We start from the raw sequence: 15,730 nt of genomic DNA, 5'->3' as shown, positions 1-15,730 counted from the left end.
ACGCTGCTATTTTTCCAGTATGAACGCGCCCGAGTCAGCAACCGACGCCGCCGTGTCCGCGGCCGAGGCTGAGCCGACGGCGCCCGCCGTGGCGGAGAGCCCGGCCGAGGCCGGGAGCGGACGCTTCAGCGTCAAGCTGGTCAACTTCGAGGGCCCGTTCGACCTGCTGCTCCAGCTGATCGGCAAGCACAAGCTGGACGTCACCGAGGTCGCGCTGCACCAGGTCACGGACGACTTCATCGCACACATCCGGGCGATGGGCGACGCCTGGGACCTCGACGAGGCCAGCGAGTTCCTGGTGATCGCGGCCACTCTCCTGGACCTCAAGGCGGCGCGGTTGCTGCCGGCCGCCGCGGTCGAGGACGAGGAGGACCTGGCCCTGCTGGAGGCGCGGGACCTGCTCTTCGCGCGGTTGCTTCAATACCGGGCGTTCAAGCAGGCCGCGGCTCATCTCTCGGAACTGGCCGAGCTGGGCCAGCGCCGGTGGCCGCGCGCGGTCGCGCTGGAGGAACGCTACGCCGAGGCGCTGCCGGATCTCGTTCTCGGCGTCGGCCTCGACCGCTTCGCCAAACTCGCGGCCAAGGCGTTCAGCCCCAAACCCGCGCCGCCCACCGTCTCCATCGCCCACGTCCACGACGTCAAGGTCAGTGTGCGCGAACACGCGGAGATCCTCCGGGATCGCCTCGAGGCCGCGGGCATCGCCACCTTCCGCGTCCTGGTGAGCGACTGCCAGAGCACGCTCGAGGTCGTCGCGCGCTTCCTCGCGCTCCTCGAGCTCTACCGCGAGAACCTGGTCGGCTTCGAGCAGATCCAGCCGCTCGGGGAACTCACGGTCCGCTGGATCGCCGCCGACGGCGCGCGGGTCGACCTTGATTTCGACGAGTACGCCGGAAGCCCGGCCCCGCCGGAGTCGGTTGCGGACGCACCCGCCGGGGACTCCGAGGCCGATCCGGAGGCCGATTCCGAGGCCGACCCTGACGGGGACTCCGGCGAGCCCACGGCCTGAGCGATCAAGCGCTCGAAGAGCCCACGATAACGACTGATAGGCTGCAAAAGTGACACAAGACGGTTCTTTTTCCCAAGATTCGCTCGCCGATCAGGCCGCGAGCTGGGTGCCGCCGTGGCAACGGCCGGGCGACCGTCTTGACGTGCCCGCCGACGCTGTTGAGCATGACGCCGTCGAGCATACGGACGAACCCGTCGACGACCTCGGGCCCGAGGAGCCCGTGATCGACGTCGACCCCGAACTCGAGCCTGATGTCGAGCCGGATGCCGACTCTGCCGTCGAAGCGGCCGAGCCGGAGGTGGAGCTCCCGATCGAGCACACCGAGCCGGTCGAGCTGCCCGACATCGCGGTCGAACCGGAAGCGCCGGACGAGGAGCCGGGCGACTACACCGCGCCGTCCGGTGCGCTGACCGAGCCGGCGGCAGTTGAAACGACGGCCGACGAGGAAGCCGACCCGGCGGACGCGTACGCCGCTGTGGCAGGCCGGCTCGCCGCCCTGGTGGAGATGCCGAAGTACGACGCCGACCCGATCGCCGAACCGCGGCACACGCTGCCGTCGCCGCAGCTCGGTTCACCGGTCGTGCCGGCGCAGGCGAGTCCGGCGTACGAGGCGGTCGAGGAGACTGGGGAGACTGAGGCAGCCGCCGACGAGACTCAGCTCGCCGCGCTCGACCCGGGTGAGCTGCGCTCGGCGTTGGAGGCCATCCTCATGGTCGTCGACGAGCCGGTGGGCGAGATCATGCTCGCCCAGGTGCTCGAACAGCCGACCGAGGTGGTCGCCGACGCGCTCCTGACGCTCGCGGCGGCGTACACCGCCGAGAATCGGGGCTTCGAACTACGGCGCGCTGCCGGAGGCTGGCGCTTCTACACCCGCGACGCGTACGCCTCCTATGTGGAGCGTTTCGTGCTGGACGGGCAGTCGGTCCGGCTGACCCAGGCCGCGCTGGAGACGCTGGCGGTCGTCGCGTACAAGCAACCCGTGACGCGGTCGCGCATCTCGGCGATCCGGGGTGTCAACTGCGACGGCGTGGTGCGTACGCTCGTCAGCCGGGGACTGATCGAGGAGTGCGGCGCCGAGCCCGACTCGGGCGCGCACCTCTACCGCACGACCTCGCTGTTCCTGGAGAAGCTGGGCCTCGACGGGCTGGACCAGCTGCCTCCGCTCGCCCCCTTCCTGCCCGACAACATCGAGGAGATCGCCGATGCCGAGCGATGACGGACGAGAGCGCCTGCAGAAGGTGCTGGCTTCGGCCGGAGTGGGCTCGCGACGCGCCTCCGAGGAGCTCATCGACCGGGGCCGGGTCGTCGTGGACGGCAAGGTGGCCCGGCTGGGCGACAAGGTCGACCCGGTCACCGCTGAGATCTATGTGGACGGTCAGCGGATCGTCGTCGACAGCCGCCTGGTCTACCTCGCCATGAACAAGCCGCGCGGGGTCGTCTCCACGATGTCCGACGAGGAAGGCCGTGAGGCGATCGCGGACTACATCGGCGACCTGGGCGTACGCGTCTATCACGTGGGGCGGCTGGACTCCGATTCCGAGGGTCTCCTGCTGCTGACCAACGACGGGGCGCTCGCGCACAAGCTGATGCACCCGTCGTACGAGGTCCCCAAGACCTATCTCGCCGAGGTCGCCGGGCCGCTGCCCCGCAGCGTCGGGCGCTCGTTGCGAGCCGGCGTCGAGCTGGAGGACGGGGTGGCCCGGGTGGACTCGTTCCGTCTCGTCGACGCGATCGGCAACACCGCGCTGTGCGAGGTCGTCCTGCACGAGGGGCGCAACCGGATCGTCCGGCGCATGTTCGACGCGCTCGGCTTCCCGGTCTCCCGGCTGGTACGCACGGCGATCGGGCCGATCCGGCTCGGCGACCTGCGGGCGGGGCGGCACCGTCGGCTCAACGCGGGCGAGATCGCGGCGCTGTTCAAGCTGGTCGACGGCAAGTGAGCCTGTACGAGAGCGCGCTCGCGGCGCTCACCGCGATGCGACCGGCCGACGACGGCCAGGCCGATTGGCGTACCACTCTGGAATTGGTCAGACGCGGACCGGAAGCGTTGTGGCGAGAGCGACCCGGCGCGCACGTCACCGCGAGCGCGCTCGTCTACTCGCGTGAGCGGGACGCGTTCCTGCTGAGCCTGCACCGCAAGTTCGGGATCTGGGTGCAGCTCGGCGGGCATCTCGACGACACGGACGAGACGCTGGCCGGCGCCGCGCTGCGCGAGGCGACCGAGGAGGGCGGCATCGCGGACCTGGCGGTGGACCCGGTGCCGGTCGACGTGGACGTGCACGAGGTCCCGAACTGTGCCGGTCGCCGGCTGCTGCACCACGACGTGATGTTTCTGATGTACGCCCCGGCGGGCGCAGTCGAGCAGGTCAGCGACGAATCGCTGGCGCTGGGCTGGTTCTCCGTGGCCGACCTGCCGTCGCCGCGTGGGACCGATGTCGACCGCGTCCTCCGCAACGTCCTGGAGCGGATCGCTCAGGACGCGTAGAGCTGCTTGTTGTAGTTCTCGGGCTTGTAGTACTCCTCCAGCTCGGCCAGGCTCTCCTGGGTCGGCTGGACCTCCTTGACGAGGCAGGCGTGCGAGGGCAGCGCGTCGGGGTTCCACGTCTCGGTCTTCCACAACTGCGAGCGCAGGAACGCCTTGGCGCAGTGGAAGAAGATCGTGTCGATGTCGACGACCACCGCAAGCTGCGGGCGGTGCCCCTTGACGATCAGCTCGTCGAAGAACGGCGCGTCGCTGACGAGCCGGGCGCGCCCGTTGATCCGCAGCGTCTCGGTCCGCCCGGGGATCAGGTAGATCAGCCCGACGTGCGGGTTGGCCAGGATGTTGTGGAAGCCGTCGGCTCGGCGGTTGCCCTTGCGCTCCGGGATCGCGATCGTGTGGTCGTCGATGACGTAGGTGAAGCCGGCCGGGTCGCCCTTGGGGGAGACGTCGCAGTTGCCCTCGGCGTCGGAGGTGGCGACGAGGACGAACGGGGAGTTGGCGAGCCAATCGCGGTCGCGGGGGTGCAGCGCGGCCCGCTCCTTGGCCACGGCCCGGGGCATCGGCGACCCGAGCAGTTCGCGCAGTTCCTCGGGGGACGTGATCTCGATCAGTTCCGCGCTCTGCGTCATGATCACACCCTACTCCGGAGCGCCTGAGCCGATTCCTCGGCCGATCGCACCGGACTTTGGTACACAAAGGGGGTGAGTGATCTCCAACCTCGGCCGTACGCCGATGACGACCTCCCGGTTCTGCAGGACATCGTCGCGGGCTGGATCGCGGTGGCCGGGCGCTGCGCGTACGACCACATCGGCGAGCTGCCCCATCGGATCTATGAGAACCTGCGGGGCCGCCGCCCGATCGGCGAACTGGTTCAGGTGTGGGAGGAACGCGGCGCCGTCATGGGGATCACGATCAACCTCAGGTTCGGCGCCGCCTTCGACGCCTTCGTCGCACCCGCGTTGCGCGGGACGGCCGCGGAGGCGGCGATGCTGCGGCATGCGGCGTACGTGACCGACCACGCGGCCGCCGACGACGAGGAGTTCGTGCTCACCGACTGCTTCGACTGCGACACCGTACGGGCTGGGCTGCTGTCCGAACTCGGCTTCGAGCGGTTCCGGACCTGGGACACCGTCAACTCGCTCTCGCTCTCCTCCGCTGAGGCTGCTCCGGCCGAGGTCGAGGGGTTCGAGATCCGGCCGGCCGTCTACGCAGACGCCAAGGCGCTGGCGGTCGCCCACAACGGAGCGTTCGGCGACGACTGGACCGGCGAGAGCTACCGGGCCGAGGTGATGGACAAGCCCGGCTACGACCCCGCCCACGAGATCGTGGCGGTCACGCCGGACGGGAAGATCGCCGCGTTCTGCGTCTACTGGAACGATCCGCTGAACAAGCTCGGCCACTTCGAACCGGTCGGCACCCATCCGGACTACCAGCGGCGCGGGCTGGGCAAGGCGGTGATGGCGTACGCGTTGCGGGAGATGGCAGCCGACGGCATGTCCAACGTGACCGTCAACCACAACGCCGAGAACTCCGCCGCTGCCGCTTTGTACGCTTCGCTCGGGTTCGCTCCCGTCGGCTCCACTTCCGGCTATCGGCGGCCGCGGGGCGCGTCACGCGAGATCCCGGGATAACGCGGTTATCCGCGCGGTCAAGGCCGCGTCATCCCGGATAACGCGCGAGCGAGACGGCCTCGCGCCAGCGAAGCGCCCGGATAACGCGCCAAACCCGGGGCCCGGCTACCGTGAGCGGATGGATCTCGCTGACGCCATCGCGCAGGTCGAGGCCGGGGACTGGATTCCCGCCGACCGCTGGTACCTGACCGCGCCCCAGCCCGGTCCCCGCGCGGCGGCGGTGGTCGCCTTCCCGGGTGTGTCGATCGTCGCGGCCGACGTCGATCCGTCGTGGGTTGCGGCCGAGCTGCCCGAGGAGGACCTGTCCGCGCCGCTCAACCCGCCTTTCCTGCGCGCGCTGGAGGAGAAGCTCGCCCGCCGCGTCAACAACATCGACATCGTGATGATGTCCGCGCGGCTTCCAGGCCCGCCGCCGCTCACGCTGCGCGAGGTTTCCGATTCAGATCACCCACGGGTACGCCGGGCGCACCGCTACCGTGATGAGGTACGCGTCTGGGAGACCGAGTCGGGGCGGGGTGTCCTGATCGTCGGCCGTGGTCTGGCCGGGCGCTGGGAGGTGGCGGTGGAGGTCGATCCGCAGGCACGCGACCGGGGTCTGGGCCGGACGCTGGCGTTGTCCGCCCGGCATCTGGTGCCCGGGGACCGGCCGGTGTGGGCGCAGATCGCGCCGGGCAACGCCGCCTCGGTCCGGGCGTTCCTGGCCGCCGGGTACGAGCCCGTCGGAGCGGAGGCCCTCCTTGTTCCCTGAGTACGCCGACTCCGCGCTCGCCGAGAACCACTTCGCCTTCATGGGGGCGCAGCGGGGAGTCCTGCACCGGAAGGGCTCCGCGATCGAGCTGGCCGGCCGGGTGGACTTCCTGTCCTGGTGGTCGCCGCTGATCCCGGACGCCGAGGTGCCGGCGGGGATCGCCACGGTTCGGCTGTTCCCCTGGAGTCCCGAATCGTGGCCGCCGCGGCTGGCCGATCTCGGCTTCCGCCCTGCGAGCGAGCTGTCCTACATGGACACTCGAGTGCGGCCCGGCCCGGCGGAGCCGCTGCCGGAAGACGTCACCGTCGAGGTCGTCGAGACCGAGGCCGACGCCGAGGCGTTCGCCGCGACCCAGACGGCCGGTTTCGGCGAGCCGGCGGACACCGAGGAAGACACCGCCTGGTGGCTCGCCTTCCTGACCGAGGAGATCCGCCGCAACTACGCCGATCCCGCGCAGAACTTCTACCTGCTCCGCTCGGGTGGTACGCCGGCCGCGGTCAGCCTCTCGGTCACCACCGACGGAGTCTGCGGGGTCTACGGCGTGGCCACCGCGCCCGAGTTCCGCCGCCGGGGGTACGCGACTCGCCTGCTCGACCGCATCCGGGCGGACGCCGCCAGCCGGGGCGACGAGCGGCTGGCGCTCCAGGTCGAGCCGTACTCGGTCGCCGAGCGGATCTACCTGGCGGCTGGGTTCGAGCCCCGGTTCCGATCGACCCTGTACTCGCGCTGATCAGGGCACCGGCTACCACGCTGAGCTGGGATGTGTGACCATCTGGCGCATGCCGGACTGGACCTACCACCCCCTGCGCCCCCTCGCGGCTGCCGCGCTGGGCGTACGACGATCTCAGCGTGCCGCGCTGCACGGGCTCGCGACGATCGTCAAGCGACCGCGGGGGGCCAAGACCGTCGCGGCGGTCCTCGACCATCCGCCGGTCCCGGCCGATCTGCTCGGGCGGTTCGGCGCGAGCGTACCGGTGGGCGTGGCCAAGGAGGCGATCCGCGCGCTGCCCGTGCTGTGCGCGTCGGTCGTCGAGATCGGTCCGGTCGAGGTCGCCGATCTTCCACTGGTACGCACAGCGCTGACCGGCCGTAGGTGCCGCGTGATCGGGCGGGCGGCCGACGCCGAGGCGGCCGAGCTGCTCGCTCCATTGGTGGATCGTGTCGTCGTCGGCGATCCCCCCGACCTCGTACGCCTCACCGATCCGTCCATCGCCGCAGCGTCGACCGCGCTGGACGACGAGTCGGCGACCGTGCTGGCGACCCCGGCCGTGCTGCTGGCCGCCGGGCCTGGCTGGTTCCTGCGGGTGATCGAGGCCCGGCAGCCCTCCTCGCCCGAACCCGGTCTCCGGGAGGCCGGACTGAATCCACGCCGCTGGCCGGCCTGGGTGTGGGGGCTGATCGTCGGCGTCGCGATGACCGTCGCCGGGCTCGCGGCGGCCGCGATCACGCTCGGGCCCGTGCTGCTCTGGTACGACCGGGACTTCCTCGGCATGGATCTGACCGGCGTCGACGAGGTCAACGCCCGGCTCGGCCACTTCCTGCAACACGACCGGATCACGATGGCCGGTGGGATGGTCGCGATCGGCATCCTCTACACCGGGCTCGCCTGGGGTGGCATCCGGCGTGGCTGGCCGTGGGCGCGGCGGGCGTACCTGATCTCGGGGATCATCGGTTTCCCGACGCTGCTCTACTTCCTCGCCACCGGTTTCGTCGAGCCGCTGCACACCGCGCTCGCGATCGTCCTCTTCCCGATGTTCCTGCTTGCCACTTGGCGTCGCCCGGCGGTCGCCCGCTGGACGATCGCGCCCGAGGGCCCGGAACTGCAGCGACGCCGGGCCCTCGTCGGTCAGCTGCTCATGATCGTCACCGGCCTCGGCCTGTTCGCGGGCGGCGCGACGGTCTCGATCGTCGGGCTGACCGGCGTCTTCGTCGACACCGACCTCGTCTTCCTCGACACCGACCCGGCCGTCCTGGACGCCGCCAATCCGCACCTCGCCCCGTTCATCGCGCACGACCGGGCCGGGTTCGGCGGGCTGCTGATGGCGACGGCGGCGGCGATCGTGCTGCTCAGCCTGTGGGGCTGGCGACGCGGCGAGGCGTGGGTGTGGTGGACCCTCGCCGGAGCCGCCACGGCCGGGTTCGCCCCGGCGCTGATCATCCACAAGGGAATCGGCTACACGACCTTCGAGCACCTCTTCCCGGTCTACCTGGGCGTCGTCTTCAGCGTCCTCGCGCTCGCCTTGTCGAACGCGTATCTGCGGGCGGAACGGTAGGCCGCCGTCTGGTAAGTTCCCCTTGGGAACTCACTGATGGCCTGGGGAGGCTGCCGTGCGCGACGTCGTCCACACCATCCGCCGCCTGCCGGGCTGGCTGCGCGTACTGATGATCGGCCAGTTCGTCAGTGCGGCCGGGGCGCTGGCCTGGCTCTACATGACGCTCTACCTCGTCGTGGACCGTGGCGTGAGCGCGCCGGCCGCCGGGCTCATCACGGCGGCGTACGGGGTCGGGGTGATCGCCGGAAATCTGGGTGGCGGCTGGCTCGGCGACCATTTCGGACTGCGGCGCACGATGCTGTTCGCGGTCGGCGGCTGGGTCGTCTGCTGTGCGCTCGTCCCGATCACTCCGGTCGCCGTGCTGCCGGTGCTCATCGCGGTCGCGGGCGCCATCGGCGGGCTCAACCGCCCGGTCGGCAGTGCCCTCGTCGCCACCGCCATCCCGGCCGACCTGCGCCGGGTCGGCATCGCTCTGTCCCGATCGGTCTCCAATGCGGGCACCATAGTGGGCCCGCCGCTCGGCGCGCTGTTCGCGGCGTACAACTTCGGGCTGCTCTTCGTCTTCGACGCGGCGACCAGCGCGATCCTCTGGGTCGTCATCTTCGCCCGGGTGCCGCGTCCGGCCGCCGCCGTCGCGTCCGCCCGGTCACGTGGCAGCCTGGTCGCGGCGCTACGGGCCCGGCCCGCGATCCTGGCGTTGCTCGCGGCGATCGTCGCCATCGACACCGTCTACCGCCTGCAGTACACCGTGCTGCCCCTATGGCTACGTGACCATCATCAGCCCACCGCCGCCTACGGCCTGCTGATCTCGCTCAACTGCGTGATCATCGTGCTCGCCGAAGCCGCCTTGGCGGCACGCCTCCGCCGCCACCGTGCGGTAGCCGTCATCGGGGTGGGCTTCCTGCTGGTCGGGGCGGGATATCTGCTGCTCGGCACGGGGCTGGGCCTGATCGCCGCAGTCGCCATGATGGTCGTCGTGACGGCGGGGGAGATGCTCTACAAGCCGACTGCGACCGCGTACGCCGCCGACGCGGCCCCCGACGGAATGGCCGGGCGGTACCAGAGCCTCTACGCGGCGGCGTCCATCGCCGGGATGACCTTGAGCCCAGCGCTCGGCACCGCCCTGTACGCCCACTCGCCGGCGCTCGTCTGGCCCCTCGGCGGACTGCTCGCCCTCCTCGTCGGCGCAGGTACGCTCACCGCCGCCCGGCCACGCCCGACGCCCGGCCCGAAGCCGCGCCCGCTCCCCGAAACCGACCTCGCCTGACCCGCGCCGCTATCCGCGCACCCCTCCTGACACCGCCTTCGCATTGATCATGAACCTATGGTTCCCTTCGCCAGCGTTTCGCGCCCCCCAACCTCATGATCAACGGCGATGGCGGCGCGCGGCGAACTCGGGAGGTGGGACGCGGCGAAGCGGCGACGAGCGCTGCTTTCGGCGTATCAGAAATGGGACATGAGGAGATGTCCGGCACGTTCCGGCGGCCTGACGCGGACCTCGCGGCCGGGACCGGGCAGAATGGGACGGTGGAGCGGCAGTGGGCCGCGCGCGGGAGCGGGAGGCAGGCGTGACGCAGACGCTGGTCGTGGCGGTCGACGGACCGTCCGGGTCGGGCAAGTCGACGGTTTCGCGCCGGCTCGCGGCCAAGCTGGACGCCCGCTACCTGGACACCGGGGCGATGTACCGGGCCGCCACCTGGGCCGTGTTGCAGGCGGACGCGCAGCTGAGCGACCCCGACGGCATCTACAAGATCGTGAGCGCCGCGAACCTGGAGATCGTCACCGACCCCGCAGCGCCGTCGATCAGCGTCGACGGGGTGAACGTCGACGGGCCCATCCGCGGTAAAGAGGTCACCCAGGCCGTCTCCGCCGTGGCCGCCGTGCCGGCCGTGCGTCAGCTGCTGGTCGAGCAGCAACGGCGGATCATCGCCGAGGCGGGCCGGATCGTGGTCGAAGGCCGTGACATCGGCACCGTCGTCGCCCCCGAAGCAGATCTCAAGGTCTACCTGACCGCGTCCGAGCACGCCCGGGCCGCCCGGCGGAGCGCCGAGCACGCCGCCGACCACGCCGCGACCGCCGCCGACCTGCGCCGACGCGACCACCTCGATTCGACCCGCAAGACCGACCCGCTGAAGCAGGCTTCCGGCGCGGTCGTCCTGGACAGCACCGAGCTGGGCATCGACGAGGTCGTCGCCGAGCTACTCCGGCTACTCGACAAGTAAACGAGAAATAGAAGTGTCTGAAACTTTTGAGTGGGTCGAGGACGTCGACTCCCCGGAGGACGGCGCGTCCGTCGTCAACCCGGTCGTCGCCGTCGTCGGCCGGCCCAACGTCGGCAAGTCGACGCTGGTCAACCGGTTCATCGGGCGCCGGCAGGCGGTCGTCGAGGACAAGCCCGGGGTCACCCGCGACCGGGTGGCGTACGACGCGCAGTGGAACGGCCGTCAGTTCACCGTGGTGGACACCGGCGGCTGGGAGCCCGACGCGAAGGACCGGGCGGCCGCGATCGCCCGGCAGGCCGAGATCGCCGTGGACACCGCCGACGTCGTCGTGTTCGTCGTCGACGCGACGGTCGGCGCGACCGATGTCGACGAAGCCGCCGTACGCATGCTCCGAGCCAGCCGCAAGCCGGTGATCCTCGTCGCGAACAAGGCCGACAACAGCGCGGTCGAGCTCGAGGCGACCAGTCTGTGGTCGCTGGGACTCGGTGAGCCGCAGCCGGTGTCGGCCCTGCACGGCCGGGGCTCCGGCGATCTGCTGGACGCGATCCTGGCCGCGATGCCGGAGGCACCCGCGATCGTGGAGAACCGTCCCCGCGGTCCCCGGCGGGTGGCGCTCGTCGGCCGGCCCAACGTCGGCAAGTCGAGCCTGCTCAACAAGCTCTCCGGCGAAGAGCGCTCGGTCGTCGACTCGGTTGCGGGGACCACTGTGGACCCCGTCGACTCGCTGGTCACCGTGGGTGGCGAGGTGTGGCAGTTCGTCGACACCGCCGGGCTGCGCAAGCGAGCCGGGCAGGCGAGCGGCACCGAGTACTTCGCCTCACTGCGTACGCAGGCCGCCATCGAGGCCGCCGAGGTCGCCATCGTCCTGCTCGACTCCAGCGAGGTAATCAGCGAGCAGGATCAGCGACTGCTCACGATGGTCGTCGAAGCCGGGCGAGCCCTGGTCATCGCGTTCAACAAGTGGGACCTCGTCGACGCCGACCGTCGCTGGTATCTCGACAAGGAGATCGAACGGGAGCTCAAGCGCATCCCGTGGGCGGCTCGGATCAACGTCTCGGCGCGTACGGGACGGGCGGTCGAGAAGCTCGCCCCCGCGCTGCGCAACGCCCTGGCCAGCTGGGAGCAGCGCATCCCGACCGGGCAGCTCAACCAATGGCTGACCGCGTTGGTGCAGGCGACGCCGCACCCGGTCCGGGGTGGCAAGGCGCCGCGGGTGCTCTTCGCGACGCAAGCGGGCGTGGCTCCGCCCCGGTTCGTCGTCTTCTCGACCGGTCCGCTGGATGCCGGATATGTTCGGTTCATCGAACGGAAGCTTCGCGAGGAGTTCGGCTTCGAGGGCAGCCCCATCGACATCTCTGTGCGTACGCGTCGCGAGGAGCGCGCCAAGAAGCGCTGATCCGCCTATTTGCTGCGCGGGTTCGGGCGCTCGCACGCGCGTTATCCGGGATAACGTCCCCTCGCACACTGTGCTAGACCGCGTTATCCCGCATAACGCGCGAGGGCCCGCCCGCATAACGCGTGACGAACCCGGGTCAGAGCTCGATCGCCAGCCCGGACCCGGCGACCCCGATGGGCCCGGAGAAGTTCTGCCGGGCGGCAGCCCGGGCGGCATACGGGTCGGTCCCGGGTTCGAGGTGCGTGAGCAGCATGCCGCGTACGCCCGCCTCGGTCGCCTGAGCGGCCGCTTCGGCGGCACTGGTGAGCATGCCCTTCGCGTCGTCCGGCACCGTCTCGGCGTACGTCGCTTCGGCGATGAAGAGGTGAGCCTCCCGGGCCAGGTCGACGACTGCTTGCCCGGGACCACCGTCGCCCGTGTACACGAGGGTGCGGTCGTCTGCGGTCAGGCGTACGCCGGCGTTGGGCACCCAGTGCGGCAGCAGCGCGGTGACGGCCTGGAACGGGCCGAGCTCGAAGGTGTCGCCCGCCTGGAACTCCCGGATGTCGGCGTACTCCTGCAGCCAGCCCGGCCGGTCCAGCGCCATGACGGCGTCGATCGCCCCGGGCAGCGTGTAGATCGGCAACGGGGCGGACGCGGGGTAGCCGATCGCGCGCGCCCGCAGCAACGGGTTCAGGTCCGAGCAGTGGTCGGGGTGGCCGTGCGTGATGTAGACGGCGTCGACCTGATCGGCCGCGATGTGCGTCAGCAATTGCGGCACCGTCGCATATCCGAGGTCGAGCAACAGCCGGAAGCCGTCGTGCTCCACGAGGAATCCGCTGCAGGCGGAGGCCGGTTCGGGCCAGGCGCCGCAGCCTCCGAGAACGGTCAGCCGCATGCCCCGACCATAGCCTCCCGACCGCCTCGGGGCCTCGTCGGAGGGCTGATATTGACAAACGCGCAGCCGTGAGTTCACTCTGAACACATGTTCAGAACAGACGTTCAGAACACCGGCGTGGCCATTGTGGGCGGTGGACTGGCCGGGATGGCGACGGCGCTACGGTTGCAGGCGAGCGGGCTGTCCACGGTGGTCTTCGAGGCCCACGGCCACCTCGGCGGATGTGCCGGTTACTGGCGGCACAAGGGCTTCTCGTTCGACGTCGGCGCGACGACGCTGGTCGACTTCGAACCGGGTGGAGTCGGCGCGGAGCTGCTCGACAGCGTGGGCGCACCGGCGATCGTGGGGGAACAGCTGCCGGGCTACGAGGCGTGGCTGCCCGACCGGACGGTGACGCTGCACCGCGACCACGACCAGTGGCACGCCGAACGCCTCGCGAAGTTCGGCGACGACGCGTACCACCGAGCCTTCTGGGCCGAGCTGGACCGGATCGCCGACGTCTTCTGGCAGGCGAGCCGAGCGGGCATCAAGCTACCCATGCGCCGGCCCGCCGATGTGCTGCGCAACGTGACCGCGGTCGGGCTGCGCCACCTCCCCGCGGCGCGCCACCTGCGCGAGACGCTGGTCCAGGCGATGCGCCGGCACCGGGTGGATCACGACCAAGCGCTGAAGACCCTGCTCGGGATGCTCGTCGAGGACACAGTGCACAGCTCCGTCGAGCGCGCACCCCTGATCAACGCCGCGCTCGGCATCACCATCCGCGGGGCAGGCCTGACCAGGCATTACGGCGGCATGCACGGCTTTTGGCGTACCCTCGTGGGCCACTATCGCAAGCTCGGCGGCCTGGTGCGGACCGGCACGCGGGTCCACCGGGTGCGGGCGGGGTTCGAGATCACGACGAGCCGGGGGGTGACCCGCGCGGACCAGGTGGTGCTCGCGGTCCCGGCGGCGACCGCGCGGGCGCTGTGCGGCGACCTGCCGGTGGCCCGGCGGCTGTCTCGCTACCTGGAGCGGGACCGGGGGGAGATGGGTGGGGCGGTGATCGTCTTCCTCGGCGTCCCCGAGGCGGAGATCGGGGGTCACGGCCTCACCCATCACCAGTTCTGCCACGACTACACGCAACCCTTCGGCGACGGCAACAACATGTTCGTCTCGGTGTCCGCGCCCGGCGACACGCTCAGCGCGCCACCCGGGCATCGCGCCGTCATGATCTCCACGCACACGTCGCTGTCCGCCTGGTCCACTCTCGACACCGAGGGGTACGCACACCGCAAGAAGGAGATCGGTGAGCGGTTGATCAACCTGGCCCGGCGGGCGTACCCGGCGCTGGGGGATCGGGCGGTGGTGGCCGAGGTGGGCACGCCCCGCGCCTTCGAGCGGTACGCGTTCCGCCCGGACGGCGCGGTCGGCGGCCCGCATCAGACCCTGCGCAACAGCAACCAGTACGCCGTCCCGCACGACCTCGGCGGCCGCGGCCTGTGGCTGGCCGGCGACTCGACATGGCCCGGCCTCGGCACCGTCGCATGTGTCCTCGGCAGCCGGATCGTCGCCGACGGCATCCGGCGCGAAAGGCGGTTGAGATGAAGTTGCCCACGATGCGTGAATTGGGCGAAGATCTGCTGGTGACGACGCCCGCCCAACGAAGGATCGCGCTGGCCCGGCCCTATCTCGGGGTCGCCGCCTTCGCCGTGGCGGTCTGGCTCGGACTGTGGTGGCTGACTCCGCTGATCGTCTTCGGCATCTTCGTCGCCGTCGTCACGGTCACCCACGACGTGGTTCACCGGACGCTTGGGCTGACCGAGACCGAGACCGATCGGTGGCTGTTCGCGCTCGGCCTGGTGCTGCTGGAGTCCGGGCACGCGTACCGGATCACCCATCGGCAGCATCACCGGCTCTTCCCGAGCCCGGACGACCCCGAGGGCTACCCGGCCAACCTGTCGTTCACCGGTGCCGTCCTCTATGGACCGGTGTTCCTGGTCCGGTTGTGGGTCTGGGCGTACGCTCGATCGGGCTGGCGGGACCGGCTCTGGCTCCTGCTGGAGGCCTTCGTGCCGGTGACGGCGATCGTCGGGGGCGCGCTGCTCTGGCCGGTGACCCCGGGCGTACTGGTCTATGCGGTGCTGGCGATCGCCGGGAGCTGGGTGTATCCGCTGCTCACGGTGTACCTGCCGCACCACGATTACGGCGACGAGCCGCTGAAGCAGACGCGTACGCTGCGCGGCCGGATCATTCCCGCGATCTTCCTCGAACTGACCTACCACCTCGAACACCATCTCTATCCGCAGGTCCCGAGCCATCACCTGCCGGAACTCGCGCGGCGGCTCGATCCGTACTTCGCCCAGGTGGGCGTCCATCCAGTGGCGGTACCATGACTCAGCGGTCCTCCGCTCGCGAGCGCATCCTGCGGGCCGCGATCCTCGCCCTTTCCAGCCACGGGTACGCCGGCACGACCGCCCGGTCGATCGCCGCCCTCGGCGGGTTCGCCCCCGGCGTCATCTACTACCACTTCGCCGACCTGGACGAGGTGTTCACGGCGACTGCGGCGTACACCAGTGAGCTGCGCGAGGAGCGTTATCGCGCGGCGTTGGCGGGCGTGACCAAGGCGGTGCCGCTCATCCGAGCCCTGCGCACCCTGTACGCCGAAGACCTCGAATCCGGCCACATCGAGGCGGTCCAGGAACTCGTCGCCGCCGCCCGGCCGGGCTCACCGCTGGCGGCCGCGATGGCGGCGCAGACGCGACAGTGGGAGCTGCTCGCCGAGGAGATCCTCGCCCGGCTGCTGCGCGGCAAACCGTTGGGGCGCTTGGTGAACGTGCCGACCGCCGCCCGAGCCGCCGTCGCCTACTACCTGGGGATGCAGACGCTGACCCACATCGACGGCGACGCCAGCCGCCCGGAGGCCGCGTTCGCCCAGGCCGCCCGGCTGGCCGCCGCCTTCGACAAGCTGCCGGCCCTGCGCCGCCGACCCCGTCCTTCTCGCCGATCATGAACCTTCGGTCGTGATCGGCCGGCGTGTCGTGTCCGCAACTTCATGATCGTTCTCTTTCGATCTTGCCGCCGGAATTGAGCGCGGGTGACGACGACGGTGATCTCAG

At 70.6% G+C, this 15,730-nt stretch carries 16 protein-coding genes; 14 read left to right on the top strand and 2 right to left on the bottom strand.

Translation table 11 applies throughout. The features are described from left to right. Nucleotides 1-19 precede the first annotated feature (19 nt). The 4 genes from HOV77_RS04880 (at nt 20) to HOV77_RS04865 (ending at nt 3,491) form a co-directional block, all read left to right on the top strand. Nucleotides 20-1,006 (top strand): segregation/condensation protein A, encoded by a 987-nt coding sequence (locus tag HOV77_RS04880; protein ID WP_290858004.1) that lies wholly within the window; start codon nt 20-22, stop codon nt 1,004-1,006. 220 nt (nt 1,007-1,226) lie between these two features. Then, the gene (scpB, locus tag HOV77_RS04875) at nt 1,227-2,222 is read left to right on the top strand and encodes an SMC-Scp complex subunit ScpB (protein WP_363259665.1); all 996 of its coding nucleotides are present in this window, start codon (nt 1,227-1,229) and stop codon (nt 2,220-2,222) included. After that, nucleotides 2,209-2,946, top strand: coding sequence for a pseudouridine synthase (locus HOV77_RS04870; RefSeq protein ID WP_290857989.1), 738 nt, complete (start codon nt 2,209-2,211; stop codon nt 2,944-2,946). Before scpB ends, HOV77_RS04870 begins: the two co-directional genes overlap by 14 nt. Beyond that, nucleotides 2,943-3,491, top strand: a complete 549-nt coding sequence (locus tag HOV77_RS04865) for an NUDIX domain-containing protein (protein WP_290857983.1) — start codon at nt 2,943-2,945, stop codon at nt 3,489-3,491. The genes HOV77_RS04870 and HOV77_RS04865 overlap by 4 nt, the downstream gene beginning before the upstream one ends. Here the strand turns inward: HOV77_RS04865 and HOV77_RS04860 are convergent. Next, complete coding sequence (locus HOV77_RS04860) at nt 3,479-4,117, bottom strand: pyridoxamine 5'-phosphate oxidase family protein (RefSeq protein ID WP_290857981.1); 639 nt, start codon at nt 4,115-4,117, stop codon at nt 3,479-3,481. The genes HOV77_RS04865 and HOV77_RS04860 overlap by 13 nt on opposite strands. Before the next feature lie 72 nt (nt 4,118-4,189). Here HOV77_RS04860 and HOV77_RS04855 point away from each other — a divergent pair, with 72 nt between their 5' ends. The 7 genes from HOV77_RS04855 (at nt 4,190) to der (ending at nt 11,758) form a co-directional block, all read left to right on the top strand. After that, nucleotides 4,190-5,119 carry a GNAT family N-acetyltransferase gene (locus HOV77_RS04855; RefSeq protein WP_290857978.1) on the top strand — a complete coding sequence of 310 codons (930 nt, stop codon included), beginning with the start codon at nt 4,190-4,192 and terminating at the stop codon, nt 5,117-5,119. 118 nt (nt 5,120-5,237) lie between these two features. Beyond that, entirely contained in the window at nt 5,238-5,867 is a 630-nt protein-coding gene (locus HOV77_RS04850) for a GNAT family N-acetyltransferase (protein ID WP_290857976.1), read from the top strand. After that, nucleotides 5,857-6,597, top strand: coding sequence for a GNAT family N-acetyltransferase (locus tag HOV77_RS04845; protein WP_290857974.1), 741 nt, complete (start codon nt 5,857-5,859; stop codon nt 6,595-6,597). Before HOV77_RS04850 ends, HOV77_RS04845 begins: the two co-directional genes overlap by 11 nt. A gap of 34 nt (nt 6,598-6,631) precedes the next feature. Further along, a complete protein-coding gene (locus HOV77_RS04840) occupies nt 6,632-8,140 on the top strand; it encodes a hypothetical protein (protein WP_290857972.1) in 1,509 nt (502 codons plus the stop codon). 55 nt (nt 8,141-8,195) lie between these two features. Beyond that, a complete protein-coding gene (locus HOV77_RS04835) occupies nt 8,196-9,407 on the top strand; it encodes an MFS transporter (protein WP_290857970.1) in 1,212 nt (403 codons plus the stop codon). Between the two features lie 301 nt (nt 9,408-9,708). After that, nucleotides 9,709-10,362: a (d)CMP kinase gene (gene cmk / locus HOV77_RS04830; protein ID WP_290857964.1), complete on the top strand. Its 654-nt coding sequence runs from the start codon at nt 9,709-9,711 to the stop codon at nt 10,360-10,362. Nucleotides 10,363-10,375: 13 nt separating this feature from the next. Then, nucleotides 10,376-11,758: a ribosome biogenesis GTPase Der gene (gene der / locus HOV77_RS04825; RefSeq protein ID WP_290857951.1), complete on the top strand. Its 1,383-nt coding sequence runs from the start codon at nt 10,376-10,378 to the stop codon at nt 11,756-11,758. Nucleotides 11,759-11,894: 136 nt separating this feature from the next. Here the strand turns inward: der and HOV77_RS04820 are convergent, their stop codons facing one another. Next, nucleotides 11,895-12,635 (bottom strand): MBL fold metallo-hydrolase, encoded by a 741-nt coding sequence (locus HOV77_RS04820; protein WP_290857940.1) that lies wholly within the window; start codon nt 12,633-12,635, stop codon nt 11,895-11,897. A gap of 87 nt (nt 12,636-12,722) precedes the next feature. Between HOV77_RS04820 and HOV77_RS04815 the strand changes: the two genes are divergently transcribed. From HOV77_RS04815 to HOV77_RS04805, 3 genes are read left to right on the top strand one after another with little or no spacing between them, the layout of a single operon-like run. Beyond that, entirely contained in the window at nt 12,723-14,219 is a 1,497-nt protein-coding gene (locus HOV77_RS04815) for an NAD(P)/FAD-dependent oxidoreductase (protein ID WP_290857934.1), read from the top strand. Next, nucleotides 14,216-15,007: a fatty acid desaturase gene (locus HOV77_RS04810; protein ID WP_290857931.1), complete on the top strand. Its 792-nt coding sequence runs from the start codon at nt 14,216-14,218 to the stop codon at nt 15,005-15,007. The genes HOV77_RS04815 and HOV77_RS04810 overlap by 4 nt, the downstream gene beginning before the upstream one ends. Continuing rightward, complete coding sequence (locus tag HOV77_RS04805) at nt 15,004-15,624, top strand: TetR/AcrR family transcriptional regulator (protein WP_290857922.1); 621 nt, start codon at nt 15,004-15,006, stop codon at nt 15,622-15,624. The genes HOV77_RS04810 and HOV77_RS04805 overlap by 4 nt, the downstream gene beginning before the upstream one ends. Nucleotides 15,625-15,730: the final 106 nt, after the last annotated feature.

Source organism: Hamadaea sp. (genome assembly GCF_013362815.1).
GTDB lineage: Bacteria > Actinomycetota > Actinomycetes > Mycobacteriales > Micromonosporaceae > Hamadaea.
This window is presented reverse-complemented; position numbering and strand designations above follow the sequence as displayed.